Genomic DNA, 24,750 nt, shown 5'->3' with positions numbered 1-24,750 from the left:
GATACGGCCTCGGTAATCCGATTCAGAAGTTCCCCGACTTCCTCATTTCTGCCCATACGTCTTCCTGATCGCTTTCGGTATCGATACAGGTCGTTCCTCGGCGCCACAGAAAACGCGAAGGTCTTTCGCAATAGCCCTACCGGAAAGTAACGTGCGTCACAACAGCCCTGCCCTGCACGGAGAGGAGCTTCGCGCGATGCGGAGAGCCAATCCGGTGACGACCCTGCTGGCGACCGCCGCCGTCACCGCCTCCCTACTGATCGTCCCGGCCGCCCAGGCCGAGGAACCCCCGCGCGCGGCCGCGTACGCAGCCGACGACTACTGCCTCGGGCAGTGCGGCGACGTCCTGCCGCCCGGCAACAACGGCAACGCGACGCTGGCCGAGATCCTCACCCACAAGGCGTTCGGCACCAGGCCCGCGCACTCCGCCGATCAGCTCGGCAAGTACGACGCCCTGGTCAGCGGCTACAGCGGCCTGACGAACGGCCAGCTGACGGACTTCTTCAACGACGCGTCGTTCGGTGTGCCGTCCGACCAGGTCGAGAGCACCCTGAAGCCGCGCGCGGACGTCACGATCGTGCGTGACAAGAAGATCGGCATGCCGCACATCACCGGGACCACGCGGTCCGGCACGATGTTCGGCGCCGGTTACGCGGCCGCGCAGGACCGCCTGTGGCTGATGGACGTCTTCCGCCACCTCGGCCGCGGCCAGCTGACCGGTTTCGCCGGCGGCGCGCCCGGCAACCGCGTGCTGGAGCAGAGCTTCTTCAACCAGATCCCGTACACCGAGGCGGATCTGCAGAAGCAGATCGAGTCCGCCGCCGCGAACGGCGGTGAGCGCGGACGGCAGGCGATGGCCGACGTCAACGACTACACCGCCGGCATCAACGCGTACATCACGCAGTCCGTCGGCGCTCGCAACTTCCCCGGTGAGTACGTGCTGACCGGGCACGCCGACTCGATCACGAACTGGAACGACATCCAGCCGTTCAAGCCGACCGACATGGTGGCGATCGCGTCCGTCGTCGGTGGCCTGTTCGGCGCCGGTGGTGGCGGTGAGGTGCAGTCGGCGCTGGTGAAGCTGGCCGCGCAGAACAAGTACGGCGCCGCCGTCGGTGAGCAGGTGTGGAACGCGTTCCGGGCGCAGAACGACCCCGAGGCCGTGCTGACCCTCCACGACGGACAGTCCTTCCCGTACTCGGCCTCCCCCGCTTCGCCCCAGGGCGTGGCGCTGCCGGACGGTGGCGTCGTCACGCCGGAGCGCATGGTCTACGACGAGGTGGGCGGAGCGGGCGCTTCGGTCGCCGTTCCCGCCGCCGCGGACGTGGCGAAGGCCCGCGGGATCTTCTCCGACGGCGTGCTGCCCGCCGACCTGCTGAACAAGAAGCACGGCATGTCGAACGCTCTGGCCGTGTCGGGTGCGCACACCGACACCGGCAACCCGATCGCCGTGTGGGGACCGCAGACCGGTTACTTCGCGCCGCAGTTGCTCCTGTTGCAGGAGCTCAACGGGCCCGGCATCCGGTCGCGCGGCGTCTCGTTCGCCGGCGTCTCGATGTACGTGCAGCTCGGCCGCGGTGTCGACTACTCGTGGAGCGCCACCTCGTCGGGCCAGGACATCGTCGACACCTACGCCGTCGAACTGTGCAACTCGGACGGTTCTCCGGCTTCGAAAGCCTCGACGTCGTACGTGTTCCACGGCGCCTGCCTGCCGATGGAACGCCTGGAGCGCAAGAACGCCTGGAAGCCGACCGTCGCGGACGGCACCCCCGCCGGTTCGTACACGTTGGTCATGTACCGGACCAAGTACGGCCTGGTGACGAGCCGTGCAACTGTGGGCGGCAAGTTCGTGGCGTACACCACGCTGCGTTCGACGTACATGCACGAGGTCGACTCCATCATCGGCTTCCAGGAGCTCAACGACCCGTCGGCGATCCGTTCCGCCACGGACTTCCAGCGCGCGGCCAACAAGATCGGGTACGCGTTCAACTGGTTCTACGTGGACTCCCGCGACTCCGCGTACTTCAACTCGGGCCTGAACCCGGTCCGCCGTTCCACTGTGGACCCGAACCTGCCGACGTGGGGCCGGGCCGAGTACGAGTGGGTCGGGTGGAACGGCGACGAGAACACGTCCGCCGTGATGCCGTTCGCCGGGCACCCGAACTCGATCAACCAGGACTACTACGTGTCCTGGAACAACAAGCAGGCCAAGGACTTCACGTTCGGCGGGTTCGGCCACAGCGCCGTGCACCGCGGCGACCTGCTCGACGGTCGAGTGCGTGCCCTCATCGCCTCCGGCCAGAAGGTCACGCGTGCCGCTCTGACCCGCGTGATGGCCGAAGCCGCCGTGGCCGACCTGCGTGCCGAGCAGGTGCTGCCCGAACTGCTGCGGGTGGTGGAGTCCGCTCCTGTCGACGCCTCTCTGGCTCCGGTCGTGCAGAAGCTGAAGGACTGGCAGCGCTCCGGCTCGTTGCGCAAGGAGACCGCGAAGGGCAGCAAGGCCTACAACCACGCCGAAGCCATCCGAATTCTGGATGCCTGGTGGCCGCTCCTGGTGGAGGCGCAGTTCAAGCCGTCCCTGGGTGACGGCCTGTACAACGCCGTGGTCGCCGCCCAGCAGGTCGACGAGGCCCCGTCCGACGCACACGGCGCCGCACCCCACAAGGGTTCGTCGTTCCAGTACGGCTGGTGGGGTTACGTGGACAAGGACCTGCGCAAGGTCCTGGGCGACCCGGTCCAGGGCGCGTTCCCGCAGTCGTACTGCGGCGGCGGCACTTTGTCCGGTTGCCGCACCGCTTTGGTGTCGTCTCTGCAGGCGGCCGTGGCCAAGCCGGCGAACGCCGTCTACCCCGGCGACGCCGACTGCGCCGCAGGCGACCAGTGGTGCGCGGACACGATCATCCACCGCGCCATGGGCGGCATCACCCAGGACAAGATCCACTGGCAGAACCGCCCGACGTACCAGCAGGTCGTGCAGTTCCCGGCCCGCCGAGGCCAGAACATCACCAACCTGGCAGCCGGCCGCACCACCACCGCGTCGTCGCACGAGAAGGGCTGGAACACCCTCCCGCCGTCGAACACGGTGGACGGCAACCCGACGTCCCGCTGGGCCAGCGACTGGAGCGACAACCAATGGATCCAGGTGGACCTTGGCTCAGTGCAACGAATCGGTCGCACGGTGTTGCGGTGGGAATCGGCGTTCGGCCGGGGCTACCGCATCGAGATTTCCAATGACGGCACGAACTGGCGGAACGTTTTCTCCACAAGTGCTGGCGATGGCGGCGATGATGTCGTAGCGTTCACACCACAGGACGCGAGATACCTCCGAATGACCGGTACCCAACGGGCTGGGCAGTACGGATACTCCCTGTACGAGCTTGAGGTCTACGTCTCGTAGGCCTTCGAGATGAGGACGCCGATCCACCCCCAGGGGTCGGCGTCCTCTACTTATTTCAGGCCCTGAACAGGTAGTTCCTGATCTCGCCCCCGATGTTGTTCGTGGGCACCCACTCACCGCCGTGCCACGTGCTCATCCGGTACCCGCGCTCGGTCAGGAAGTCCGCGACGTCCTCGGCGTGGTACCCGAACCGCTCCACGTGCCGTTCCTCGATCTCCAGCAGGAACGCGGGCTTGAGCCGCTCGATCGTCTCAACAGCCCCCTCGAGCACCTTCAACTCGGCCCCCTCGACGTCCGCCTTGACGAAGTCGAGCCGCGTGATCCCCTGCTCCTCGACGAAGTGGTCCAGGGTGTCCGTCTTGACCAGCACGTCCAGATGCTGGTCGAACTCGTCGTTGGACCCGAGCCCGTTCGCCCCCACCGTGAGGAACGACCGCCCGGTCACCGGACTCCCGTGCCGCACCGGCACGGACATGACCTCACGCCCCTGCTTCTCAGCACCAAGAGCCACCGAGTGCCTCTTGATGTTGGCCCCTTCCCGAGGCCGGAGCACGTACGAAAGGGCAGGATGCGCGAACACCAACGGCTCGACGCTGTGCACAGTCCCTTGTGGACCGACAAGTCTCGACAAGGTCACCGTGTAGAGCCCCAGCGCGGCCCCGACGTCAACGCAGACGTCTCCAGGCTTGACGACCTTGCGGAGCCCGATCAGCTCCGCCTCGGCATAGGGCGTGAGCCGCGCAAGGGCCTGCAACCCGGCGACAACCGTGGCACTGCGAAGTTGGGTCAACACCCGCGCCAGCCTAGACGTGCCCGTTGTTGTGCCGTTCGCCCGCAGGCAACCCGATCTGGTCAGCGAACTCCGCTGCCACCCGAGACCCACCGTAAACACTGAGGGCCTTCACCAGGTGCAACCGCAGGTCTCTCCGATGAGCGTCCTCGAGCTCGGGCATCGCCCGCTCGACACTGCTGACCAACGACTCGGCCCAATGCGCAGAAGGCTCCCGCTGCGCGAGCTTCACCAACTCGCCGAGGTGATCAGCCAGCTTGACCGCCTCAGCGACCTGATACCCGTTGCGCTGCAACCACCAGATCGTCGCGGTGCCGACGTCCGTCAACACCTCGTCCCGCAGGTACCGGATCTCGGCGCGCTCGACGTCCCGCTCAGCCAACTTGAACGTGGAGTTGCGAAGCAGCTCGACGTGCTTCTTGGCCATCTCCAGGTCCTCGTCACTGACCGAGATCTTCACCTGCTCGGCCCGCGCCCACACATGCGTCCCGGGAACCTGCCGTTCAGTGGCGAGCTCATCCCCCAACTGCACCTGCAGCGCCGAATAGTGCACCAGCATCGCCTTGGAACTGATCTCCTTGGCGCGCTGCAGAACGTGGTGGATGGCAGCACTGCGCGGCGAGTTGTGCCGCAAGCCGGTAGCCAGATCAAGCCGCCACACCACCGTGAACTTGAGCTGGAAGTCCAGCCCGTACACCGCACTGGCCAACGGCGTCTCGAACTCCTGCTGATGACTGCTCGCCGGCGGCACGAAGGTGATGTCGTCAGCGCGCTTGGGCACCCTCCTGCGCCACCAGGCCTTGAGGGAGCCGAGAGGGCCAGGACGGAAGTCGGGCCAGGGTCTGCTCACACGCCCTCCTTACCTGACGTTTGTGCCCGGCAGAAGGTGGCGTGCCTCACTTCCCTCCAACGGCCGCAGGTCCCGTTGCCCGGTCCTCACCGTGCGTGAGGGTTGTCTGGTCCGCGGTAGGTGGGGGCGCTGGTCAACTCGGTGGCGGGGTCCCGGTAGACTGCTGGTGCCGGCCCTAGTAGCTCAGGGGATAGAGCATCGGTTTCCTAAACCGTGTGTCGCAGGTTCGAATCCTGCCTGGGGCACCACCTTTCGCCGGGTGAAACTAAGGGCTCTGACCAGTGAAAACAGGTCGGAGCCCTTGGTCTTTGATCACGGCCGAACCTGAGCTCGCCGCCCGCCTGGTGCGATACGTGGCGCGACACCCCACCCGGCGAAGAGCGCGACGTGATCAGACTCGAGGCAGTTCCGCGGTGTCGGAGATCTTGCCGAGCTCGAAGGTCGCGCAGCTGGTCTCCACGATCTTCCCGCCCAGCACGGGTTTTCCTGTGGCAACGTTGATCTTCCCGCGCAGGTTCACGGGGTAGTAGGCGCCTCGTTGCTTCACTTCGATCCAGTAGTCGAAGTCGAGTACCAGATTGTCACGGAGGTAGGAGCCCTTCATCGCGTACTCGCCCAGCGGGCTGCCGGCGTTGCCGTCCTTGTCGTAGAAGGTGAAGGTGGCCACCAAGTCACTGTTGCTTCGGCTGTCGCGTGGCTTCGTGATGCCGAGGCGCAGGCCTCGCAGGGTGTCGCAGCGGTAGACGCCTTCCCAGGTTCCGATCACCGAGGCGATGTCGCCCTGTGGAGGAGCGCTTGATGGTGGTGTCGAGGTCGGCGCTGTGAACGTGGAGGGAGAGTCTGCGGCTCGAATTCCAGTGCCTGCGGAATCCGTTGTTGGCTGAGAACTCGTGGCATTGGTGGAATCCCTCCCGAGCAGATCACTGACGAAGGACGTCGCTCCCCCGAGGTCGGCCAGCACACTGAGGATCAGCAAGGTTGCGATGCTGGCGGAGACCCAGATCGCAACCTTCCTTCTCGGACCATCGCTGCCATCTTGTTGCGTCATACCATCCATAATGCATGGCAAACCGGCGCCATTGTCTTGTCGCGACGGGCTTCTGCCTGACGCGCCCCGGCCGAAACCGGAAATGAGGACATTCGCCACCTGCGCGTGACCTTTCGCGATCATGGCGAATATGCGGCCAGCTCACGAATTGCCACCCCAGGCATCGGCATCAGATCACCCGTTTGTACGTATCGCAGCATCATGAACCACAGAAAAATTCCATCTGACATGTATCTCTACAGCTCACAGGGTGCCGTTACATTTCCGCGCATAGCTCCGATAGGGAAAGCGACGGTCCAGCCCAACCATGGCGGGGACGGGCGCACGGGAACGAGGATGCACAGTCATCAGATGGGCAGGTAACTGCAAAGTGGACGACGAACTGGTCGCAGACGCCGTTCGAAGGTACGCGGAGGCCTGCGCTTCAAATGATCACAGCCTGTGTGATCACCACGAAAGCAGGTGCGATCAGCTTGCCTTCGAACTGGCCGAGCGCCTCCGCCAACACCGGCTTGCCTCGATTTTCGACGTGGGCCGAGAACTGGTCACCCATCAGGACACCTATCCCGACCAGAGTTGGACGACCGCAGCCCTGTTGCGCTATGTCGCCGACACGATTTGTGTTCCTCCGTGGTGGGGCACTCTTTCCGACGCGCAGCGGACCGTGTGGCTGACGTCCGCGTTGGCACGTCTCGGCGAGAAGGGGATTCCGCCGGATGCGGTTGTCCGGCGGATGCTCAAGGGGCGCTTGTTGCGCAGCATCACCGCTCAGGCGATCTACGCCCAGGCGCACATCGCCTCGATCTCGGACGGAGATCCCCAGGAGTACATGCCCAGGGGTGTGCTTCCCTGGGTCGCGTTGCTCGATTCCACGGGCTGTCCCCTCCAGGACGGCGACACGCGGGAGACGGCGAACAAGGTTTCTGCGGCGCTGAACGGGCAGTTCGCGGACGAGGTCACGATGTGGCTCGAGAGTGCGTCCATAAAGGACATCGTCGAGTGGTCCCTGGAGTACGAACCGCACCAGGAGCTGCGTGAGAGTGACCTTGCGGTCAAGGGTGGGCTGTCAGCGTTGTCGTGGTTGCAGGACCGCTACACGGAGACCAGCTATTCCGACTGGCAGCGGTCGTCGCTGGAGTGGGAACTGCGATATGCCCATGATGCCGAAGGAACCGCGTACACGGCGGGCGTGCCGTCACGGGTTCTCCGGGAACGCCCGACCAGCTCGAAGCTCGTGATCTCGGCGATGATCCATCGAGCTGATCGGCCCCATCCGGAGGAAGAGGTCATCGCAGGCTCCAGCCTGAACGACCTGCGAGATCGGGTGCTGAACTTCATCGATGAAGGGCACATCGCCAAGGCGGTGAACATCCTCAGCGAAGCCGTCTCGCTCTACCCCGGGATGAACGATCTGCGGTGCTGGCTCGCGTTCTGCATGATCATGACCGATCCGCGCGAGGCGCTGTCGCACCTTGCGCGCTGCCAGCCGTCGGATTCCGTGCCGACAGCGCTCATCGCGGCCAACGTGTCGGCCGCGCAGGTCGCGGCCAACTACACCGAACCCGCGATCGAACGACTGCGCCTGCTCAGTGAGGACCGCGAGCCGCAGGAGTTCCTCCTGTGGCACCCCGAGGAACTGGCCTTGCCCGTGTCCGAACGAAGCAGCGGGCGCCTGACGAGCGGGCGGATCGGCACGTATTCGATCCGGGAGTGGTCCAGCAAGCTGCTCGCGAAGGTCTGTTAGCGCCTGAGCAGCTTGGCGATCTGGTCGATGCTCGCGAACAGGTGGAGCGCATCGGTCGGAGACTGGATGAACTCGGCCTGGTGCAGATAGAAGGAGCGGGCGTGTTCGTCGCGCGAGTGGATCAGCATCGCGCGCATGCCGACCGACTCGGATAGCCCTACCGTCCTCTTCATCGCGTCCGCGAGGAGCCCCGCACCGACACCCTTGCCCTGCACCGAATAGTCCACCGCGAGCCGGGCCAGCAGCAGGCAGGGAACGTTGTTGGGAGGTGATGCCCCGGCCACACCTACCGGCGCATCACCCTTGCCCACGCCGGCCACCGCGATCGCGTAGTACCCGACGACGCGATCGTCGTAAGTGGTCACGTAGGTCACTGCGGTGTTCGCCCGCTGGTTGATCCAGGCGTACTTCGTCAACCACTCGTCGAGCTCCTCGACACCGCAGTTGAAGCCGGTCAGGTAGTCGTTCTTCTCCAGCTTCCTCGGCACGCTCGGCTTGTCACTCAACGTCATCACTCGCGAAGGGCGATTCTCTGGTCAACAACCTGCGCATCTTCGGAAGGTCCTGAACGGGCAGGTCCAGCAGTCGCTCGAACTCTTCCCACTGCCGCTCGTCGAGCATGAACCAGCGACGGTCGGCCAGCACGCGTTCGGCCTGCGTGACAGCGCTCTCCAAGATGAAGTCCGTCATCGTCTTGTGCGTGACAGCTGCGGCCTGGCGAAGTACCTGCTCCTGCAGGCTGCTCGCCCGCAAGTTGATCCTTTCTCCTTTTGGCTGCCTCTGCACCACGCCGTCTTCTCCCATGTCCAACCGCCTCCTACCCCCCACGTGAGTACACCGTACATACAGTCGCATGTAGCGTCGAGACGTTACAGCGAATCCGGCAGACTTCGACACAGTTACGCCCTGTGGGTGACACACGACGGTGGGTTGTCGTTCAGGCACCGGAGCGGACGTGCGCGATGTACGGCTCGTAAGCCGACAGGTCACGCGAAGGCTCGTACCGGCTCAGGTAGTAGTAGTCGGCCACAATATTGGCCTGCTGCTCGGTGTTGAAGTCCCCGAAAGCCTTCCCGACCAGCCCCTCCGCACCGCCGTAGTCGTAGAGGCTCTTCACGAAGAACCCGGCCATCGCAGTCGGCAGCAGACTGAAGACGCTGCGCCCGTGCTGGTACTGGTAGGCGTGGGTCAGCTCGTGCACCAACCACCGCTCGTACCGAGCCTGCTGCTGCGGCCGGGTCAGGACTCCCCGAGGGAAGGTGACCAGCCGGGGCAGGGTGCGGGCCACGCCGAAGCTGCCCAGCAGGCCTCCCTCGGCGAGGTTGAGGGCGCTGACGTCCAGGGCGTCGCCGAACACCTCTTGGGCTATCGAAGTCTCGTGCGACTCCAGGTTTCGGCGGAACACAGGTCGGAACACCATGGCGGCTCCCCTGTCTGGCGGCGGGTTACCGATGTTAGGTGGAGATTCGTCGCGAGGAGATACGACAAACCGCACCGGCAGAAGTACCAGCAGAAGTCTTGTTGTGCCCCAATGGTCATTGCCAACGGTAAACAAGTCTTCCTAATTTCGGGGTATGAGTGAGCCTCGGCGGCGCAGGTCACAGAACGGTCCACGGCTGCAGGAGCTTTACGAGGACGCGCGACGGTATTCGCGGCGTGGGCTGTTCAAGGCGGGGGCGGCTGGGGGTGCTGTGCTTGCCGCCGGAAGTCTCACCACGGCACGTGCGGTCGAGGCGCCTGCGGTGTTGCTCAAGGAGGTCGCGAACGGGGCCGTGCTCAGGCCCTTTGGGCGGCACATCGCCTTCGGGGCGGATCCGTCGCGGTCGGTGGTGGTGTCGTGGCAGGTGCCGGCCAACGTCGGCCAGCCCTACCTGCGGATTGGCGTGAAGGCAGGGGAATACGGGGAGAAGCTCCAGGCCGAGGTGCGGGCGCTCACCAGCGACCTGGCCTGGCAGGAGAGGGAGCCGCTCTTCACCATCTCGCCGCATCTCGGGAAAGCCGTTACGCAGTACTACATGCACGTCAAGATCGACGATCTGGTGCCGAACACGACGTACTACTACGTCACCGGGCATCAAGGGTTCGAGCCGCAGGAGCCGGCCAGCTTCAGGACGGCGCCGGCTGCCGCCGCCAGGACCGCGTTCTCGTTCACGGCCTTCGGGGATCAGGGTGTCGGGCACAACGCGTTGGCCACCAACAGCCTCATCGCCGATCTGGGGCCGCAGTTCCACCTTGCGATGGGCGACATGAGTTACGCCAACGACGGTGAGGGTGGCAGGCCGGAGACGGACAAGTACGACGCGCGGAAGTGGGATTCGTTCTTCGCGCAGAACGAGCTCGTCGCGCAGGAGACGCCGTGGATGGTGTCGCTCGGCAACCACGAGATGGAGAGCTGGTACGACGACCACGGGTATGGCGGCATGCGGGCTCGGTTCACCATGCCCGACAACGCCTGGGACGGGTCGACCTGCATCTACTCCTGGCGGTACCAGAACGTCGGGATGATCAGCCTGGACGGCAACGACATCTGCTACAACAGCGACGCCAACCTCGACTACACCGAGGGCAAGCAGCAGGTCTGGTTGAAGGCCCAGCTCGAGAGGTTCCGCAGGGATCCGAGCATCGACTTCATCGTCGTCTACTGCCACCAGTGCACGTACTCGACGTCGGGCAACAACGGGTCCGAGGTCGGCGCGCAGAAGCGGTGGGCGCCGTTGTTCGACCAGTACCAGGTCGACCTGGTTCTCAACGGGCACAACCACGTCTACGAGCGCACTGATCCCATCAAGGCCGGCAAGAACACCAAGAAGGCCGACATCAAGAGCACGGTCAACCCCGTCAAGGACGGCACCACGTACATCACGGCGGGTGGTGGCGGCGAGAGCATCAACAGCTGGGCCGACTCGAAGATCTCGGACTCGTACTTCGGCAACGTCAAGGACGCCACGGCGACCATGCGGGTCGATCAGGAGGACGGCGAGGAGAAGCTCGTCAAGGTCACGTGGTCACGGGTGCGGTACCGCGGGTACGGGCTGATCGTCGTCGACGTCGAACCCGGCGCGGACAAGACGAAAGCACAGATGAAGGTCCGCGCGCTCACCGAGACGGGTGCGCTGGTCGACGAGTTCACGATCCGGCGCGGCTGAGGGGCTGACGATGACTGAAGAACACTCGCGCCGCGCCCTGTTCACGGTCGCCACGGCGGCGCTCGCCACTGCCGCGATCCCACGGGACGCCCAGGCCGCGCCGGACGGGCTGAAGATCAGGCCGATCGGGCGCCACCTCGCGTTCGGGGCCGACCCGACCAGGCAGGTCGTGATCTCCTGGCAACAGCTGGAGAAGGTCACCGGTCCGTACGTGCGGGTCGCGACGAGCACGACGTTCGGGCCGAAGATCAGCGCCGAGCTGCGCACGCTCAAGAGCGAGATCGGCTGGCAGGAGGGGGACCACAGCTTCCCGCCGCACGGCCCGGACCACATGTACCAGTACTACCTGCACGCGAAACTCGACGACCTCAAGCCCGACACGACGTACTTCTACGTGGTGGGGCACGACAACTACGACCCCATCACCAGCAAGCGTCCCAACGAGATCGCGTCGTTCAGGACCGCGCCGGCCGTCAAGGCCCCGTTCACCTTCACGGCGTTCGGCGACCAGGGTTACGGCTACAACGCGCGCAAGCTCACCAGTCTCGCCGCCGACCAGAGCCCGGCGTTCCACCTCGCGCTCGGCAACCTGAGCTACGCCGTCCACGGCGGCACGCCGAACGTCGAGGGCGGCCACACCGACACGGACAAGTACGACGCCGCCAGGTGGAACAGCCTGTTCGTGCAGAACGAGTTCCTCGCGCGGACCACACCGTGGATGCTGACGCTCGGCAACCGCGAGATGGAGGAGTGGTACTCCCCCAACGGTTACGGCGGCATCAGGCAACGCGTCACAATGCCGGACAACGCCTGGAGCGGCTCCACCGGCATCTACGCGTGGCGGTACCAGAACGTCGGCCTGATCAGCCTGGACGGCAACGACATCTGCAACCGCAACACCGCGAACTTCGACCACACCAAAGGGAAGCAGCTGACCTGGCTGGACGGGCAGCTCGCGAGGTTCCGCGGCGACCCGGCGGTCGACTTCGTCGTCGTCTACCTCCACCACGCCACGTACTCGACGGCGGACGGCGGTGGCGCCGAACAGACAGCGCAGCAGAAGTGGGCGCCGGTGTTCGACAAGTACCGCGTGGACCTGGTGCTCAACGCCCACAACCGCGTCTACGAGCGCACCGACCCGATCCGGGCCGGCAAGGCGAACAAGGACGGCACCACCTACATCACCGCGGGTGTCGGCGGTCAGGCGCTCGACAAGTTCTACAAGAACGCACCCGAGTCCTATCTCGGCAACGAGAACACGAGCGGCACCCCGACCATGCGCTGCTACAAGAAGAACAGCTCGAGTTCGACGGACACCAAGGTCACCTGGTCCCGCGTCAGGTACCGGGGTTACGGCCTCGTGGCCGTCGACGTCACCGAGAGCGTGATGAAGGTCCGCGCGTTGAACGAGGACGGCGTGCTGATCGACGAGGTCACCCTGCGCCGCCGCTGAGCCGGTAGCGCACCTCCTCCAGTTCGGCCCCGCCGATGGTCTCGGTCTTCACGAGGCCATCGGCGCGGAACCCGAGCCGCTCGTAGAACCGCCGGGCCCTCGGGTTCTCGCCGAACACCCACAGCACGACGTCCTGCTCGTCACCCAGCGCGGCGCGCGCCAGTTCGTACCCCAGCGGAGTTCCCCACGCCGAGGGCAGCACGTAGATCGCGAACACCTCGAACGTCGCATCGGGCTCACGGGACGGGCCGGCCGCGCAGAACCCGGCCACCTCACCGTCGACCAGCCCCACCCACACCCCGCCGCGCGGGATGCCCCGTTCCCACATCGCCGCGCGCTCCCGCACGGAGAGCCCGTCGAGCACGGAGTCCGGCACGAGGCCGCGGTAGGCCGCCCGCCAGGTCTCGACGTGCACGTGGGCCACGGCTGGAGCATCGGACACAACCGCTGGTCTGACCGTCATGACTCCCCCAAGAGTGATGGACCGCACGCCGATCATCCCAGCTGAGGCGCGCTGTGACACAACCATGACGAACCATCGACGGGACCTGGACAAACGCCGGGCACCGTGGAACCCATGAACGTCCACTTGAAACGATGGCTCGCGGTCTCGGGGGCCGCCGTGGTCATCGCGACGGGCGTCGTGGCCGGGGGCTCCTACTGGCGGCTGGAGAGCAATCTCAAGACCGTCGACCTCTCCAGGGAGATCACCCACCCCAGGCCTCCGTCGACGCCTGGCCGCCCCCTCAACATCCTCCTCATCGGCAAGGACGACGGGCGGTCCGACACCGCCATGGTGGTGCAGTTGAACGCGAAGGGCGACCAGGCGCGCGTGGTCAGCATCCCGCGCGACACGATGGTGCCGAGGCCTCGCTGCGGAACCAACCCCCCGGCGGCGATCGCCATGTTCAACAGCGCGTTCTCCACGGGCGGCGCCGCGTGCACGGTGGCGACGGTCGAGCAGATGAGCGGCATCCGGATCGACCACTTCGTGCAGATCGACTTCAACGGGTTCCGCGACGTCATCGACCGGCTCGGCGGCATCGAGGTCACGATGCCCGAGGCGATCCACGACGAGAAGAGCGGGCTGCACGTGCCGGCCGGGCCCTCGAAGCTCGACGGGACGCAGGCGCTCGCATTCGTCAGGACCCGCTACAGCATCGGCGACGGCAGCGATTTGAACCGCATCAAGAACCAGCAGCTGTTCATGCGGGCGTTGAGCGAGAAACTGGCGAACGAGAACTGGCTCGCCAGTCCGGCGAAAACCCTCGAACTCGCCGACGTCCTCACGAAGTCCATCGTGACGGACACCGGAATCGGCTCGATTCCGAAACTGGCCGATCTCGCGAGCAAGCTCACCGCGTTGAAACCGGACGCCATCACGTACGTGACGCTGCCGACCGAGAGCTACCTGCCCGACCCGAACCGCGTGCAGCCGAAGCAACCGGAGGCGGACGCGCTCTGGCAGACCGCCTGAGCTAGCTGGCAGCCCCCTGCCACTCGTTCGGGAACGGACCCGTGGGCCACGGCTGAGGAGACCCCCTGAACTCCTCAGCCGTGGACGCTCTGCCCCAGTCAGCCACTGTCACCTCGACGGTCTCCCGGTCTCGTGAAAGGACGTGGAGTCGAGGTTGTCAGACCACCTCGTTATGGTGGGGTCTGACTGCCTGTCCGGTGCGTGCGCCGCAGCTCAGACGGGTGGTCCTCGTTTTCCGGTCCGGACGGGGAGGAGGCCGCTTGGGATCCCGTGGCGTCTTCGCGGAGCGCTTCGCGCTGCTCTACGCGGAGGCAGGCGACCCTCCTCTGAAGAGGGTCACGGAGTCGGTCGCGCGTGCCCGCCGGACGGACGAACAGGGCAGGCCGCTGCGGGTGCCCGCCCAGCGGGTCAGCGACTGGCGGCGCGGGCGCAACGTCCCCGCCAGGTTCAGCGGCCTGAGCGCGGTCCTCGAGGTCCTCGTCGGCGAGGCCCGCAAGCGCAGACCCCAGCCGGCGATCGACGGCCTGTACGAGCTCGACGCGTGGCGCGCCCTCTGGGAAGAGGCGCTCGCGAGCCCCGTCACGGAAGCGGACACACCTCCTCAGGAAGACGGTTCCGTCTGCCCGTACATGGGCCTGAGCGCATTCGGCCCGCAGGACGCGAATTGGTTCTTCGGCCGGGAAAGGGCGACGAACGCACTTCTCGACCGGCTCGACGACAACGGCATCACAATGCTCGTGGGCGCGTCCGGCGCCGGCAAGTCCAGCCTCATGAAAGCGGGCGTGCTGCCCCGGCTCGGCAAAGAGGCCGTGGTCTTCTCCCCCGGCACCGATCCGCTCAAGGAGTTCGCGCTCCAGGTGCCGGAACTGGTCCACACGCTGGAGGCGGCGGACGCGGACGCCCTCACCGACTTCGCGCACGAGGTGCGGATCGCGGTCGGCGACCGGGTGGTGATCGTCGACCAGTTCGAGGAGGCGTTCACGCTCGGCGGCGACGAGAACCGGCTGCGGATCTTCGTCCAGGCGCTGCACGAGGCGGCCCGCAAGACCGCGGTCGTGCTCGGCGTGCGGGCCGACTTCTACGCCCGCTGCCTCGAGTTCCCCGAGCTCGCCGAGGCCCTGCAGACCAGGCAGATGGTGCTCGGCGCGATGTCCGCGGCCGAGGTGCGCGACGCCGTGACGAGCCCGGCCAAGGCCGCCGGTCTGCAGTTGGAGCCCGGCCTGGTCGATCTCATGCTGCGCGACCTCGGCACGCACAACCGGCGCGGCAAGGACGCGTACGACGCGGGCGCGCTCCCCCTGCTCAGCCACGCGCTGCTGGTCACGTGGCAGCGCAGGCAGGCGGGGCGCCTCACGATCGCCGGTTACCGGGCGGCCGGTGGCATCCAGGGCGCCGTCGCCACCACCGCCGAACGCGCCTGGTCGGACCTCGACGAACCGGCCAGGGCCGCCGCGAAGCAACTGCTCCTGCGCCTGGTCAGGGTCGGCGACGACACGCAGGACACCCGCCGCCGTTCCAGCCGCCACAGCCTGCTCGAGGCCGCCGCGAACCTCCCGGCCACGGAACGCGCGCTCGAGGTCCTCACACACGCCCGCCTGATCACCACGGACGCCGGCTCCGTCGAGATCACGCACGAGGCGTTGCTGCAGGCGTGGCCCCGGCTGCGCAGCTGGATCGACGAGGACCGCGCGGGCAACCTCACCCGGCAGCGGCTGGAGGAGGACGCGGCGGCGTGGTCCGCGCACGAGCACGACTCGTCACTGCTCTACCGCGGCGCACGGCTGGAGGGCGTGCGGCAGCAGCAGGACGTCACCACGATCGCCAAGGAGTTCGTGCGCACGTCCGAACGCCAGCACCGCAAGAGCGTCTGGCTGCGCAGGTCGGCGGTCGCGCTCGTGGCGGTGTTCGCGCTGATCGCGGCGGGCGCGGCCGTGATAGCGGTGAACCAGCGCAACGACGCCCAGTTCCGCCAGGTCGTCGCGGAGGCCGACCGGCTGACCGCGAGCGATCCGTCGCTCTCGGCCCAGTTCCTGATGGTCGCGCACCGCATGCGCCCCGCCGACCAGGGCGTGGTCGCGAAGCTGCTCGCCACCCAGCAGGTGCCGCTGGCCGTGCCGCTCGTCGGGCACACCGGCGCCGTCTACCTGACGACGTTCAGCCCGGACGGCACGCTGCTCGCCACCGCCAGCTACGACCGCACCGCACGCCTGTGGGACGTCCGCGACCGCAGCCGCCCGCGGCAGATCGCCGTCATCTCCGAGCACCGGAACTGGCTGAGCTCGGCGGTGTTCTCGCCGAACGGCAAGGTCCTCGCGACCACCGGCCAGGACGCGACGATCCGGCTCTGGGACGTGACGGATCCCAGCTCCCCCAAGGCCCTCGAGACGCTCGAGACCGGCAACGGCCCGTCCTACCTGCTGGAGTTCAGCCCCGACGGCACGCTGCTCGCGGCGGCGAACGAGGACCGGTCGGCGCGGCTGTGGGACGTCCGCGACCCGGCGAACGCCAAGCCGTCCGGCGAGCCGTTGCGCGAACACTCCGCCGCGGTCCGCTCGCTCGCGTTCAGCCCGGACGGCAGGACCCTGGCCACGACGGGCGACGACCAGACGATCCTGCTGTGGGACGTGGCCACGCGGGCCACGATCGGCAAGCCGATGACCGGCCACACCCTGGGCATCCACAGCGTGGCGTTCAGCGGCGACGGCAAGCTGCTCGCGAGCGGCGCCGACGACAAGATGGTGCGGCTGTGGGACCCGGCCACGCAGGCCCCGGTGGGCCAGCCGCTCGTCGGCCACACCGGCCCGGTGTGGTCGGTGAAGTTCAGCCCGGACGGCCGCACGCTCGCCTCCGGCGCGTCCGATGCCACCGCGCGGTTGTGGAGCCTCACCGACCCGGCCGCCCCGACCGTGCTCGGCCGGCCGCTCGCCGCACGGGGCGCGGGCGTCTTCGCGGTCGGCTTCAGCCCGGACGGCGACTCGATCGCCACCGGTTCCCTGGAGAACGCGGTGAACCTGTGGTCGTTGCCGCAGGCGATGCTCCTCGGCCATTCCTCCCAGGTGACGACCCCGTCGTTCAGTCCGGACGGCAGGATCGTCGCGACCGGTTCCGGCGACAAGACGGTGCGCCTGTGGGACGTCTCGAACCCCCGGCACCCCCGGCAGATCGGGCAGCCGCTGCAAGGGCACGAACGGACGGTCAGCAGACCGAGGTTCCGCCCGGACGGCAAGGTGCTCGCGACCGCGGCCGGCGACAAGACGGTGCGGCTGTGGGACGTGACCGATCCGGAGCACCCGAAAACGCTCGGCGAACCGCTGGTGCTGGCGAACAGGTTCGCGGCCTGGGCCGTGTTCCGCCCGGACGGCCAGGTGCTGCTGACCAGCAACACCGACGAGTCCGTGCGGCTGTGGGACGTGCGCGATCCCGCCAAGCCCGTGCCGATCGGGATCCCGATGACAGGCCACGACGCGTACGTCAACGACGCCGAGTTCAGCCCGGACGGCCGCACGGTCGCCACGGCGAGCAGTGACAAGACCGTCCGGCTCTGGGACGTGAGCGATTCGGAGCGGCCGCGGCAACTGGGAGAGCCGATCAAGGACGCCCAGGTCGTCGGGCAGGCGATCTTCACCGCGGACGGGAACACGCTGATCACCTCGGGCCAGGCGAAGGTGATCCGGTTCTACGACGTGCGGGACCGCGAGCACCCGGTGCTGATCAGCGAACTGAGCGGGCACACGGGCACGATCAGCGCCATCTCGGTCAGCGCGGACGGCAGGACGCTGGTGAGCAGCAGCGCGGACAGGACCTTCCGGCTGTGGAACGTCGAGGCCCCGGCCAACCCGTTCTACCTGGGGCAGCAGATCGCCGGCGACTGGGCGGCGGAACCGCTGGCCCAGTTCTCACCGCAGGGCAGCGTTCTCGCGACCGGCAACGCGGACGGCATCGTCCGGCTGTGGGACCTCGACGTGCAGCACGAGATCAGCCGGATCTGCACGGCCACCCGAGGCGTGCTGACCCCGGCGCTGTGGCAGGAACGTCTGTCTCAGATGGACTTCCGGGATCCGTGCTGACCCTCACCGCACAACTGCCCTCACTGGCAGCAGCACATCGGTTACTGTCCGCTCCATGCGTCTTCTTGCTCGGGTCGGCAGCTTGCGCGCGGTCGTCGCGGTGACCGTCGGGTTCATCGCCCTCAACATGATTCTCGTGGTGCTCGGCAACATCACGGACTACGGCACGAACGAGGCGTTCGTGCAGCACGTCCTCGCGATGGACACCACGTTCGGCAAGGAACTGAAGTGGCGGGCGATCACGAGCCCGGCCGTCGTCACGATCGTCTACCTCGCGATCATCCTGTGGGAGGCGATCTCCGCGGTCCTGCTGACCGCCGGCACCATCGCCTACCTCCGCGACAAGGAGGACAGCGCGCGCAAGTTCGCGTCCGCGGGCCTGCTGATGATCGTGGCGCTGTTCCTCGGTGGCTTCATCACCATCGGCGGTGAGTGGTTCGCGATGTGGCAGTCGAAGGACTGGAACGGCATCGGCGCCGCCCTGCGCATGGTGACCATCGCGGGCTTCGCGCTGATCCTCGTGCACCTCACCCCGCGTCGGGCCACTCCGTAGTCGGCTCGACGCAGAACACCGGCCCGACACCGGCGTCGGCGCCCAGTTCACCCCACCAGTCGCGCTGCTCGGCGTCCTCGATCGCGTCGACCACCACGATCCCACCGGCCTCGTGCACGAACCCGACGAGGTCGCTGAGCACGTGCGACACCAGTTCGTCCGGCTTCTGGCAGCGCCCCTTCACCCGCACGGCCGCCACCCCGAGCGAGCGCACGAGCTCGATCTCCGCGGTGGATCCCTTGAAATCGCGCGCGCCGATGTGAATCCCCATGTCGGACAACAGGTCCAGGTTGTCGGCGGCCTCGCTGTCCTCGGACGCGAGCACGTGCACGGGAAACCCGAGCAACAACCGCGAGGCCTGCAACCCGGTGTCCGCGAGCACCCGCCGCACGTCCCGGACGAGGTCCGGACTGTTCGCCATGCTCTCGGTCAGGCAGACCGCGAGCATCTCGTCGTACCGGCACGCGGTCTCGGCGGCCGTCCGCAACATCCACTCGCCGAGCGGCAGCATCAGCCCGGTGTGCTCGGCCATCGACGTGCACTTCTCGTGCGGGATCAGCCCGACGTCCCGATGCCGCCAGTTCAGCTCGGCCTCGACGCACACCCGCGCCGTCCCGTCGAGCTTCATGACGGGGTTGAACACGACCTCGATCTCGCCGCTCTCCCAAGCACCGGGCATGACGGCGGCAAGCGCGAAATCTTCTTGCTCCCGCTTGTCCTGCGTGGCGTCGTGCAGCCCCCACTGCCGCCGCCCGATGCGCTTGGCCCGCCGCAAGGTCATGTCGGAAGCGCGTAACACCTCGGCGGGATGATCGCCGGGATGCAGCCGCGGCAACACCCCGATCGAAGCGGACACCGCAACCCCGTGCTCACCGAAGTAAACGGGCTCGGCGAGTTCGTGCTCGATGGTCCGAATCGTCGTGTCGACGTCCGGCGTCTCGACGCTGTTCTCCACCAGCACGGCGAACTCGTCACCCTCGAGCCGGGCAACCATCGCCTTCTCACCGGAGAACACAGAACTGAGACGCTCGGCGACCAGCTTCAACACCTTGTCGCCGATCTCGCGCCCCAGCCCGTCCGTGATGACCGCGAAAGCGTCGAGGTCGAGGTGGTACAGCGTCACCCCGTGCTCGATGTCGCTGTGCAGCAACGATTCCAGCCGAGTGGTGAGGTACTGCCGGTTCGGCAACCCGGTCAACGCGTCGTGCAACGACTGGTACTGCAACCGCCCACCGAGCAACGTGAGCTGGCTGTCGTCGTCGATCATCACCACGAAATGCCGGGGGTTGTCCTCGGGATCCTTCTGCACGGTCGCGGCCAGCAACACCCGGAAGTGCTCACCATCGCGATCGATGAGCCGGGGCCGCTCCTCCACCCGCCGCATCCGCCCGTACTTCAAACTGGCCAGCGCGTCGTTGATGAGGGGCAAATCAGCCGGAGCGATCAAATCGGGCAACGTCATCCCGGCAACGTCTTCACGCCGAAGGATGTTGCACAACGCCTCGTTGGCCCGCTCCAACTCCCCGTCGAGACTCACCATCGCAATGCCGGTGGAAGAATGCGTGAAAATGTCCTCGAAGCGCTCTTCGCTGGCCTGCAAATCAAGCTGCACAGCCCGATTGGCCCGCAACAGAGCCTGACTGACACTCTCCTGCTGCTCCAACACAAAGGCCTGGATAGCGGCGGTGTACGCAGCGGACACGGCCCCGATCACCAACGCGGCCCGCCGAGCGTCGGCACCCTCCTGCACGACGAACCGCGCAAGAACATCCACAGACGCCCGCAAACTCTCGGCGCCGACACAGTGGATCTCCACCAGCCGCGCCCCCACCAGCGAGGCCACCTCGGGTTCCTCGACCAGCGCCTCGGCAACCACGTTGAGCAGCTCGTGCAACTCTTCAGTCAACTTGGCGGCGGAAAGCGGTATGTACGCGGTCCGACTGACCTTGATCGCCCAGTCGCGCGCCAACGCGTCACGTCCCACCGGACGTGACGGTCTCGCGTCGTCCTGGCTCGGCAATCCGTTCCACCTGACCTGCTCGGCGAGCAACGGTCCGGAAGCCTACCGCCAGCAATCCAGGCCGTCCCATTGCGCGGGGCTGTTCCCCCCAACGGGGTAATAGCGATCCCTGAGCGTTACAGCCTTTACTCGCTCATTCGGACCAATTTTCTCACGAACCAGCCCAACCCTCACCCCCAGATCGAGCCACACGCGGCCAACGGAGCCTTGGCAAGGACGAACGGCACACCACCCCAACTCGATGCCGCAGGCAAGCCGCCCGTCCGAGGTCCTTCGTCTTCGCAAGCGGTCCAGGCGGTGGGTCCCATCACGAGTCGCACCACAGCACTTGCTGCATGCATGAAGGGGTGTCAAGCAGGCACGCTTTTCGCCTGCTTGACACCCCTTCATGCATGTGGCCCGCTCTTGGTGCGACTCGTGATGGGACCCACCGCCAACGCAACCAAACTAAGCAACCGACGGCCGCCCAACGCAACAGGCGTGCCATCTACCCGCTCATGGCGTGGGCCCCCTGATCAGATTGCCGGGGGTCTGGGGGCAGCGCCCCCAGGGAAAGCACGCAACGCAAGGTCGCCGCCCGCAAGGTGACCACCCGCAAGGTCGCGGAGCGCAAGGTGACCCCGCCAGGCCGCCCCTCAACCCCCCAAAATATGCCGCAACTGAGCCAAAAGATCAGACCGAGAAGCAGCCCCCAACCGCTGCCTCATCCGAGCAACATGATGCTCAACAGTCTTGGCGGAGATGAACAACCGATCCCCCACCTGCTTGTAGGTCATCCCCTCCAACACCAACCGAGCCACCTCCCGCTCCCGATCACTCAACTTCCCGGCGTCCTCAGCCACCGGAACGGCATCAGCCTCAACCCGACGAGCGGAAACCGGCCGCCCCTGCAACAACCGCGCGCAGTCCAGCAACCGAACCATCGCCTGCCGATCGGAAGTGCGGATGGCAGCCTGCCCGGCCAACCGGGAAGCGTCCCACCACAACCCGACCGCGTGCAGGCTACGAGCAGCCTCCTCGACCCGGTCAGCGTCGACGTCCCCGGCCACCACGTCCAGCCAGCACTCGGCAGCAGCAGACAGAACAGAGCAGTACCGGCTCCGCTCCCGATGCGCGGCCAACGCGGCAGCATGCTCTTCAGCGGCAGCGGAGTTCTCATCGATGATCGCCGCGTGCAGCAACCCCCAATGCAGCTGCGACGCCCACAACGGTGGATTCCCCAGCGACCGCAACAGACCGACAGCCTGGGCGAGGTGCGGAGCCAACCGCTCCTGATCCCTCAACCGAGCGGCGGCGGCGGCGAACTCCCCCAACGGCAACAGGCTGAACAGGTCCACGGGATGCCGAAGCACGGCCTCGCAGGCCTGTTCCCACGTCCGCCGCAAGGTCGCCAAGTCCGAGTTCCGCCGGGCGATCCCCACCTCCAACGCCACCGCGAAGATCCAGTCGCGAGGCTCGAAGACCCCCCGGACGGACATCAGAGCCTCGCGGGCGACCCCGAGGTTTCCACGCAACATGTGCACCCAGGCCTGCAACAACCGATGCCGCACGGACATCAGCACCCCGCCGGTGCCGTTCTCGACGGCCCGGTCCAGCACCGACTCGGCCACGTTCGGCTCGCCGCAGTGCACAGCCACAAGAGCGGCCAGCGCTGCGGGGCTGTCCGGCAACAACACCGCCCCGCCGGCAGGTTCGAGCATCGACGAAGCACGCACCAAAGTGGACAGAGCGGCGGTCTCCCCGCCTGCCACCGACTGCCGAACCCCCTGCAACATCAACGAGGCCGCGCCGCCCAGCATCGTGGGAGGCTGCGGCGGCATCTCCTCGAACAGGTGCCCGGTCCCGATCAGGCCGATCCCGGCGAAGGCAGCGGCATAAGGTGTTGCGGCCCAACGGAACAACTCGGTCGAACGAGCCAGCTGCCCCCGATGTGCCAGGGCGACTGCCGCCACCTCGGCAGCGGTCCGCCGATGCGGCGAGTCGGCGACGCTGATGACCTGGTCGGCCAGTCGCAACGCCCCGTCCAGGTCCCCGGCCATCGCTGACGCGGTGGCCCAGGAGGCGGCGGTCTCGGCGGACGGCGTCCCGCCACCGGTGGAGGCCTTGAACAACCGGGCAGCCAAGGCGGGATCGGTAGCCAACGCCTCTCGCGCGGCCGCGACGAACACGGGTCCGCCGATGCCGGTGTCGACCAGCGGCCGAACGAGTTCGAGGACCGGACCACCGCGGTCGAGCTGCAACTGGGCCAGCTTCTGCCGGACCGCGATCCGGCGCTCGGCACGGGTCAGCGCGCCGACGGCCCGAAGCGCCAGGGGCAGCAGCGTGCCGTCCTCGGCCAGCATCCCGGTGGCCCTGGCGGCCTCGATGATGTCGCTGACCTCGTCGAAGTCCTTGTCCAGCAGGGAGGACAGCAGGTCCAGCCGCTGGGCGGCCCCGGCTTCGGCGGCCAGCAGGAACTTCTGCAGGTCGGCGTCGAGCCAGTCGAGGTCGGCGCGAAACGCACCGAGGACCTCCGCGGACACCTCGGACGCGGCACCGAGGCGTTCCACGAACAACGGAACACCACCGGTCTGCGCGAAGACGAAGTCGGCGACGGGCTTGGGAGCGTTCAGCACCTCGCGGACCTGGTCGCGCGACAGCGGCGCCAACGGCAGCACGACGGCGCCGCGGGTCAGTTCGGCCAGCACCGCGCGGCGTGGCCAGGGGCGGTAGGAAAGGACCAGAAGCGGTTCATCGGCAAGCGCGCGCAGGGAGGCATCGTCCAGCAGGTGCGCGTCGTCCACCACGCGCACAGCGGTGTTGGTGATCTCCGAAAGCAGCGCTGTCTTGCCGTGACCACCAGGTGCCACAACGACAACGCGCAGGCGGGTGCCCGCGGTGGCCTCGTCGATCCGGTCCAGGACTTCCCGCACGGGGGCGTCCAGCACCAGCCTGGTTCGCGTGGTCACGCTCAACGGCCGTCCTCATCATCGTCTCGGGATCGGGAGCTGGAACTCGAGCGGCGCCCTGCGGGTTTCAGCACTCTCGCGACGCGCTTCACCCGCCTCGGCGGCAGTTCCAGCGGGGACACGTCCACCGGCGGGCGGGGCGGTGGCGCGGTGAAGTCGTCGTCGGGGCCGGCGACCTCGCCGACGGGGAAGCGCATCGACTGTTCACGGGTGTGCAGGAGGACCGAGGTGTCGAGCGGTTCCGGCTCGACCTCGGGGCCCATCAGGACGAGCCGCGCGGCGACCGCGAGGCCCTTCGCGACCGAGTGCTCGGGGGCGGCCTCGGCCAGCACGCGGCAGTCGACCGAGGACGCCAGCACGTCGCCGATCACGGGCATCCGGCAGACGCCGCCGACGAGCAGCACGGCATCGGGCTGCACCGCTCCGACGGCGCGCACGAAGGTGCTGACCAGGTGCTCGACCGACGGCCGGATCTCCTCGACGAACTCGTCACGGCTGATCTCGACGCCGCTGACCACCACGGACGGCGCGGACGGGCCGAACGCCCGCTTCGCCGCCTCGCACTCGGCGGACGACACCTGGCCGTCCTTGCCGAGCCGGCCGCGCACCAGTCCCTGCAGCAGGTCGTCGAAGTCCGCGCCGGTGTGGTGGTCGACGCCGTCGACGTGGTTGACCAGTTCGAACGTCCGGTTCTGCGCGCGCCGGACCACGGACGTGGAGAACGCGTGGCTGCCCAGCGAGAACACCGCCAACGACGCCTTGGACACCACACGAGACCGCACGGCGTGGTTCTCCGCGGCCGCCAACGGCTCGGGCACGAGCGTCACGTCGTGCAGTCCGACGGCCCGCATCGCCGTGAAGAGCTGCCCGCGGCGATAGGGGCCCCACCCGGCTGGGTGGCTCACCGCCAGGTGACGGGGCTGTTCACCCTCTCGGGCGACCACCTCACCGACCACCCACATGATCAGCAACGCGGTGAGCTCCTCGGCCGGGCACGTCTCCGGACCCAGCGAGAACGGCACGGCGTCGCCGACCCGCCGGGCGAAGCCCGTGGCCGTCCAGCCGGGAACCGCGCGCTCACCGACGGAGAACGTCCCTGCGTCCGTGAGCTGCAGCGACGACGGCACCACCAGGACGATCTCGGCGTCGCGGGCCCCGTCGAGGCGGCACACGGCAGCCGTCGTCCGGGTGGTCCCGACATCGACTCCCAGTACGTACGCCAAGTCTCTTCCTCACCTGTTCGCAGCAGCGACCAGT

General features: G+C 67.2%; 17 protein-coding genes and 1 tRNA gene. 8 read left to right on the top strand and 10 right to left on the bottom strand.

Annotation, left to right across the window (positions count from 1 at the left end):
* The first annotated feature begins 196 nt into the window (after positions 1 to 196).
* Complete coding sequence (locus tag PV646_RS14290; protein WP_500341890.1) at positions 197 to 3,397, top strand: penicillin acylase family protein; 3,201 nt, start codon at positions 197 to 199, stop codon at positions 3,395 to 3,397.
* A 55-nt stretch (positions 3,398 to 3,452) separates the two neighbouring features.
* On the opposite strand, the gene PV646_RS14285 is transcribed toward PV646_RS14290, so the two are convergent.
* Both PV646_RS14285 and PV646_RS14280 read right to left on the bottom strand, forming a co-directional pair.
* Positions 3,453 to 4,190: an FkbM family methyltransferase gene (locus tag PV646_RS14285; protein WP_500341889.1), complete on the bottom strand. Its 738-nt coding sequence runs from the start codon at positions 4,188 to 4,190 to the stop codon at positions 3,453 to 3,455.
* Between the two features lie 10 nt (positions 4,191 to 4,200).
* Positions 4,201 to 5,037, bottom strand: coding sequence for a hypothetical protein (locus tag PV646_RS14280; RefSeq protein WP_500341888.1), 837 nt, complete (start codon positions 5,035 to 5,037; stop codon positions 4,201 to 4,203).
* Between the two features lie 172 nt (positions 5,038 to 5,209).
* On the opposite strand from PV646_RS14280, the gene PV646_RS14275 reads away from it, so the two are divergent.
* Positions 5,210 to 5,285, top strand: a tRNA-Arg gene (locus PV646_RS14275).
* Between the two features lie 143 nt (positions 5,286 to 5,428).
* Here the strand turns inward: PV646_RS14275 and PV646_RS14270 are convergent.
* The gene (locus PV646_RS14270; protein WP_500341887.1) at positions 5,429 to 6,208 is read right to left on the bottom strand and encodes a hypothetical protein; all 780 of its coding nucleotides are present in this window, start codon (positions 6,206 to 6,208) and stop codon (positions 5,429 to 5,431) included.
* Positions 6,209 to 6,455: 247 nt separating this feature from the next.
* Here PV646_RS14270 and PV646_RS14265 point away from each other — a divergent pair, with 247 nt between their 5' ends.
* A complete protein-coding gene (locus tag PV646_RS14265; protein ID WP_500341886.1) occupies positions 6,456 to 7,829 on the top strand; it encodes a hypothetical protein in 1,374 nt (457 codons plus the stop codon).
* Here the strand turns inward: PV646_RS14265 and PV646_RS14260 are convergent.
* From PV646_RS14260 to PV646_RS14250, 3 genes are all read right to left on the bottom strand, one after another.
* Positions 7,826 to 8,317, bottom strand: coding sequence for a GNAT family N-acetyltransferase (locus tag PV646_RS14260; protein WP_500341885.1), 492 nt, complete (start codon positions 8,315 to 8,317; stop codon positions 7,826 to 7,828). The genes PV646_RS14265 and PV646_RS14260 overlap by 4 nt on opposite strands.
* Positions 8,318 to 8,327: 10 nt before the next feature.
* A complete protein-coding gene (locus PV646_RS14255; RefSeq protein WP_500341884.1) occupies positions 8,328 to 8,633 on the bottom strand; it encodes a type II toxin-antitoxin system TacA family antitoxin in 306 nt (101 codons plus the stop codon).
* 133 nt (positions 8,634 to 8,766) lie between these two features.
* Positions 8,767 to 9,249 (bottom strand): hypothetical protein, encoded by a 483-nt coding sequence (locus PV646_RS14250; RefSeq protein WP_500341883.1) that lies wholly within the window; start codon positions 9,247 to 9,249, stop codon positions 8,767 to 8,769.
* 271 nt (positions 9,250 to 9,520) lie between these two features.
* On the opposite strand from PV646_RS14250, the gene PV646_RS14245 reads away from it, so the two are divergent.
* Both PV646_RS14245 and PV646_RS14240 read left to right on the top strand, forming a co-directional pair.
* Positions 9,521 to 10,975: a purple acid phosphatase family protein gene (locus PV646_RS14245; protein ID WP_500341882.1), complete on the top strand. Its 1,455-nt coding sequence runs from the start codon at positions 9,521 to 9,523 to the stop codon at positions 10,973 to 10,975.
* A 10-nt stretch (positions 10,976 to 10,985) separates the two neighbouring features.
* Positions 10,986 to 12,428 carry a purple acid phosphatase family protein gene (locus tag PV646_RS14240; RefSeq protein ID WP_500341881.1) on the top strand — a complete coding sequence of 481 codons (1,443 nt, stop codon included), beginning with the start codon at positions 10,986 to 10,988 and terminating at the stop codon, positions 12,426 to 12,428.
* Here the strand turns inward: PV646_RS14240 and PV646_RS14235 are convergent.
* Positions 12,409 to 12,852 carry a GNAT family N-acetyltransferase gene (locus tag PV646_RS14235; RefSeq protein ID WP_500341880.1) on the bottom strand — a complete coding sequence of 148 codons (444 nt, stop codon included), beginning with the start codon at positions 12,850 to 12,852 and terminating at the stop codon, positions 12,409 to 12,411. The genes PV646_RS14240 and PV646_RS14235 overlap by 20 nt on opposite strands.
* 153 nt (positions 12,853 to 13,005) lie before the next feature.
* On the opposite strand from PV646_RS14235, the gene PV646_RS14230 reads away from it, so the two are divergent.
* The 3 genes from PV646_RS14230 to PV646_RS14220 all read left to right on the top strand — a co-directional run bounded on the left by PV646_RS14230 (position 13,006) and on the right by PV646_RS14220 (position 18,525).
* The gene (locus PV646_RS14230; protein ID WP_500341879.1) at positions 13,006 to 13,905 is read left to right on the top strand and encodes an LCP family protein; all 900 of its coding nucleotides are present in this window, start codon (positions 13,006 to 13,008) and stop codon (positions 13,903 to 13,905) included.
* A gap of 260 nt (positions 13,906 to 14,165) precedes the next feature.
* Positions 14,166 to 17,972, top strand: a complete 3,807-nt coding sequence (locus tag PV646_RS14225) for an nSTAND1 domain-containing NTPase (RefSeq protein WP_500341878.1) — start codon at positions 14,166 to 14,168, stop codon at positions 17,970 to 17,972.
* Between the two features lie 55 nt (positions 17,973 to 18,027).
* The gene (locus PV646_RS14220; RefSeq protein WP_500341877.1) at positions 18,028 to 18,525 is read left to right on the top strand and encodes a DUF2165 domain-containing protein; all 498 of its coding nucleotides are present in this window, start codon (positions 18,028 to 18,030) and stop codon (positions 18,523 to 18,525) included.
* On the opposite strand, the gene PV646_RS14215 is transcribed toward PV646_RS14220, so the two are convergent.
* The 3 genes from PV646_RS14215 to PV646_RS14205 all read right to left on the bottom strand — a co-directional run bounded on the left by PV646_RS14215 (position 18,500) and on the right by PV646_RS14205 (position 24,716).
* Positions 18,500 to 20,431: a diguanylate cyclase domain-containing protein gene (locus tag PV646_RS14215; protein ID WP_500341876.1), complete on the bottom strand. Its 1,932-nt coding sequence runs from the start codon at positions 20,429 to 20,431 to the stop codon at positions 18,500 to 18,502. The genes PV646_RS14220 and PV646_RS14215 overlap by 26 nt on opposite strands.
* Before the next feature lie 749 nt (positions 20,432 to 21,180).
* Positions 21,181 to 23,493: a helix-turn-helix transcriptional regulator gene (locus PV646_RS14210; RefSeq protein ID WP_500341875.1), complete on the bottom strand. Its 2,313-nt coding sequence runs from the start codon at positions 23,491 to 23,493 to the stop codon at positions 21,181 to 21,183.
* A 2-nt stretch (positions 23,494 to 23,495) separates the two neighbouring features.
* Positions 23,496 to 24,716, bottom strand: a complete 1,221-nt coding sequence (locus tag PV646_RS14205) for an Hsp70 family protein (protein ID WP_500341874.1) — start codon at positions 24,714 to 24,716, stop codon at positions 23,496 to 23,498.
* Positions 24,717 to 24,750 lie beyond the last annotated feature (34 nt).

This window comes from Streptomyces sp. ID05-26A (assembly GCF_033794685.1).
In the GTDB taxonomy this organism is placed as follows: domain Bacteria; phylum Actinomycetota; class Actinomycetes; order Mycobacteriales; family Pseudonocardiaceae; genus Lentzea.
The sequence above is the reverse complement of the archived record's forward strand: the minus strand, read 5'-3'. Positions and strand labels throughout refer to the sequence as shown.

Excerpts from the sequence above, each read along its gene's own strand:
- PV646_RS14270 (WP_500341887.1), bottom strand. The coding sequence starts at position 6,208 with ATGATCGCGAAAGGTCACGCGCAGGTGGCGAATGTCCTCATTTCCGGT.
- PV646_RS14240 (WP_500341881.1), top strand. The coding sequence starts at position 10,986 with ATGACTGAAGAACACTCGCGCCGCGCCCTGTTCACGGTCGCCACGGCG.
- PV646_RS14230 (WP_500341879.1), top strand. The coding sequence starts at position 13,006 with ATGAACGTCCACTTGAAACGATGGCTCGCGGTCTCGGGGGCCGCCGTG.
- PV646_RS14250 (WP_500341883.1), bottom strand. The coding sequence starts at position 9,249 with ATGGTGTTCCGACCTGTGTTCCGCCGAAACCTGGAGTCGCACGAGACT.
- PV646_RS14220 (WP_500341877.1), top strand. The coding sequence starts at position 18,028 with ATGCGTCTTCTTGCTCGGGTCGGCAGCTTGCGCGCGGTCGTCGCGGTG.
- PV646_RS14290 (WP_500341890.1), top strand. The coding sequence starts at position 197 with ATGCGGAGAGCCAATCCGGTGACGACCCTGCTGGCGACCGCCGCCGTC.
- PV646_RS14255 (WP_500341884.1), bottom strand. The coding sequence starts at position 8,633 with ATGGGAGAAGACGGCGTGGTGCAGAGGCAGCCAAAAGGAGAAAGGATC.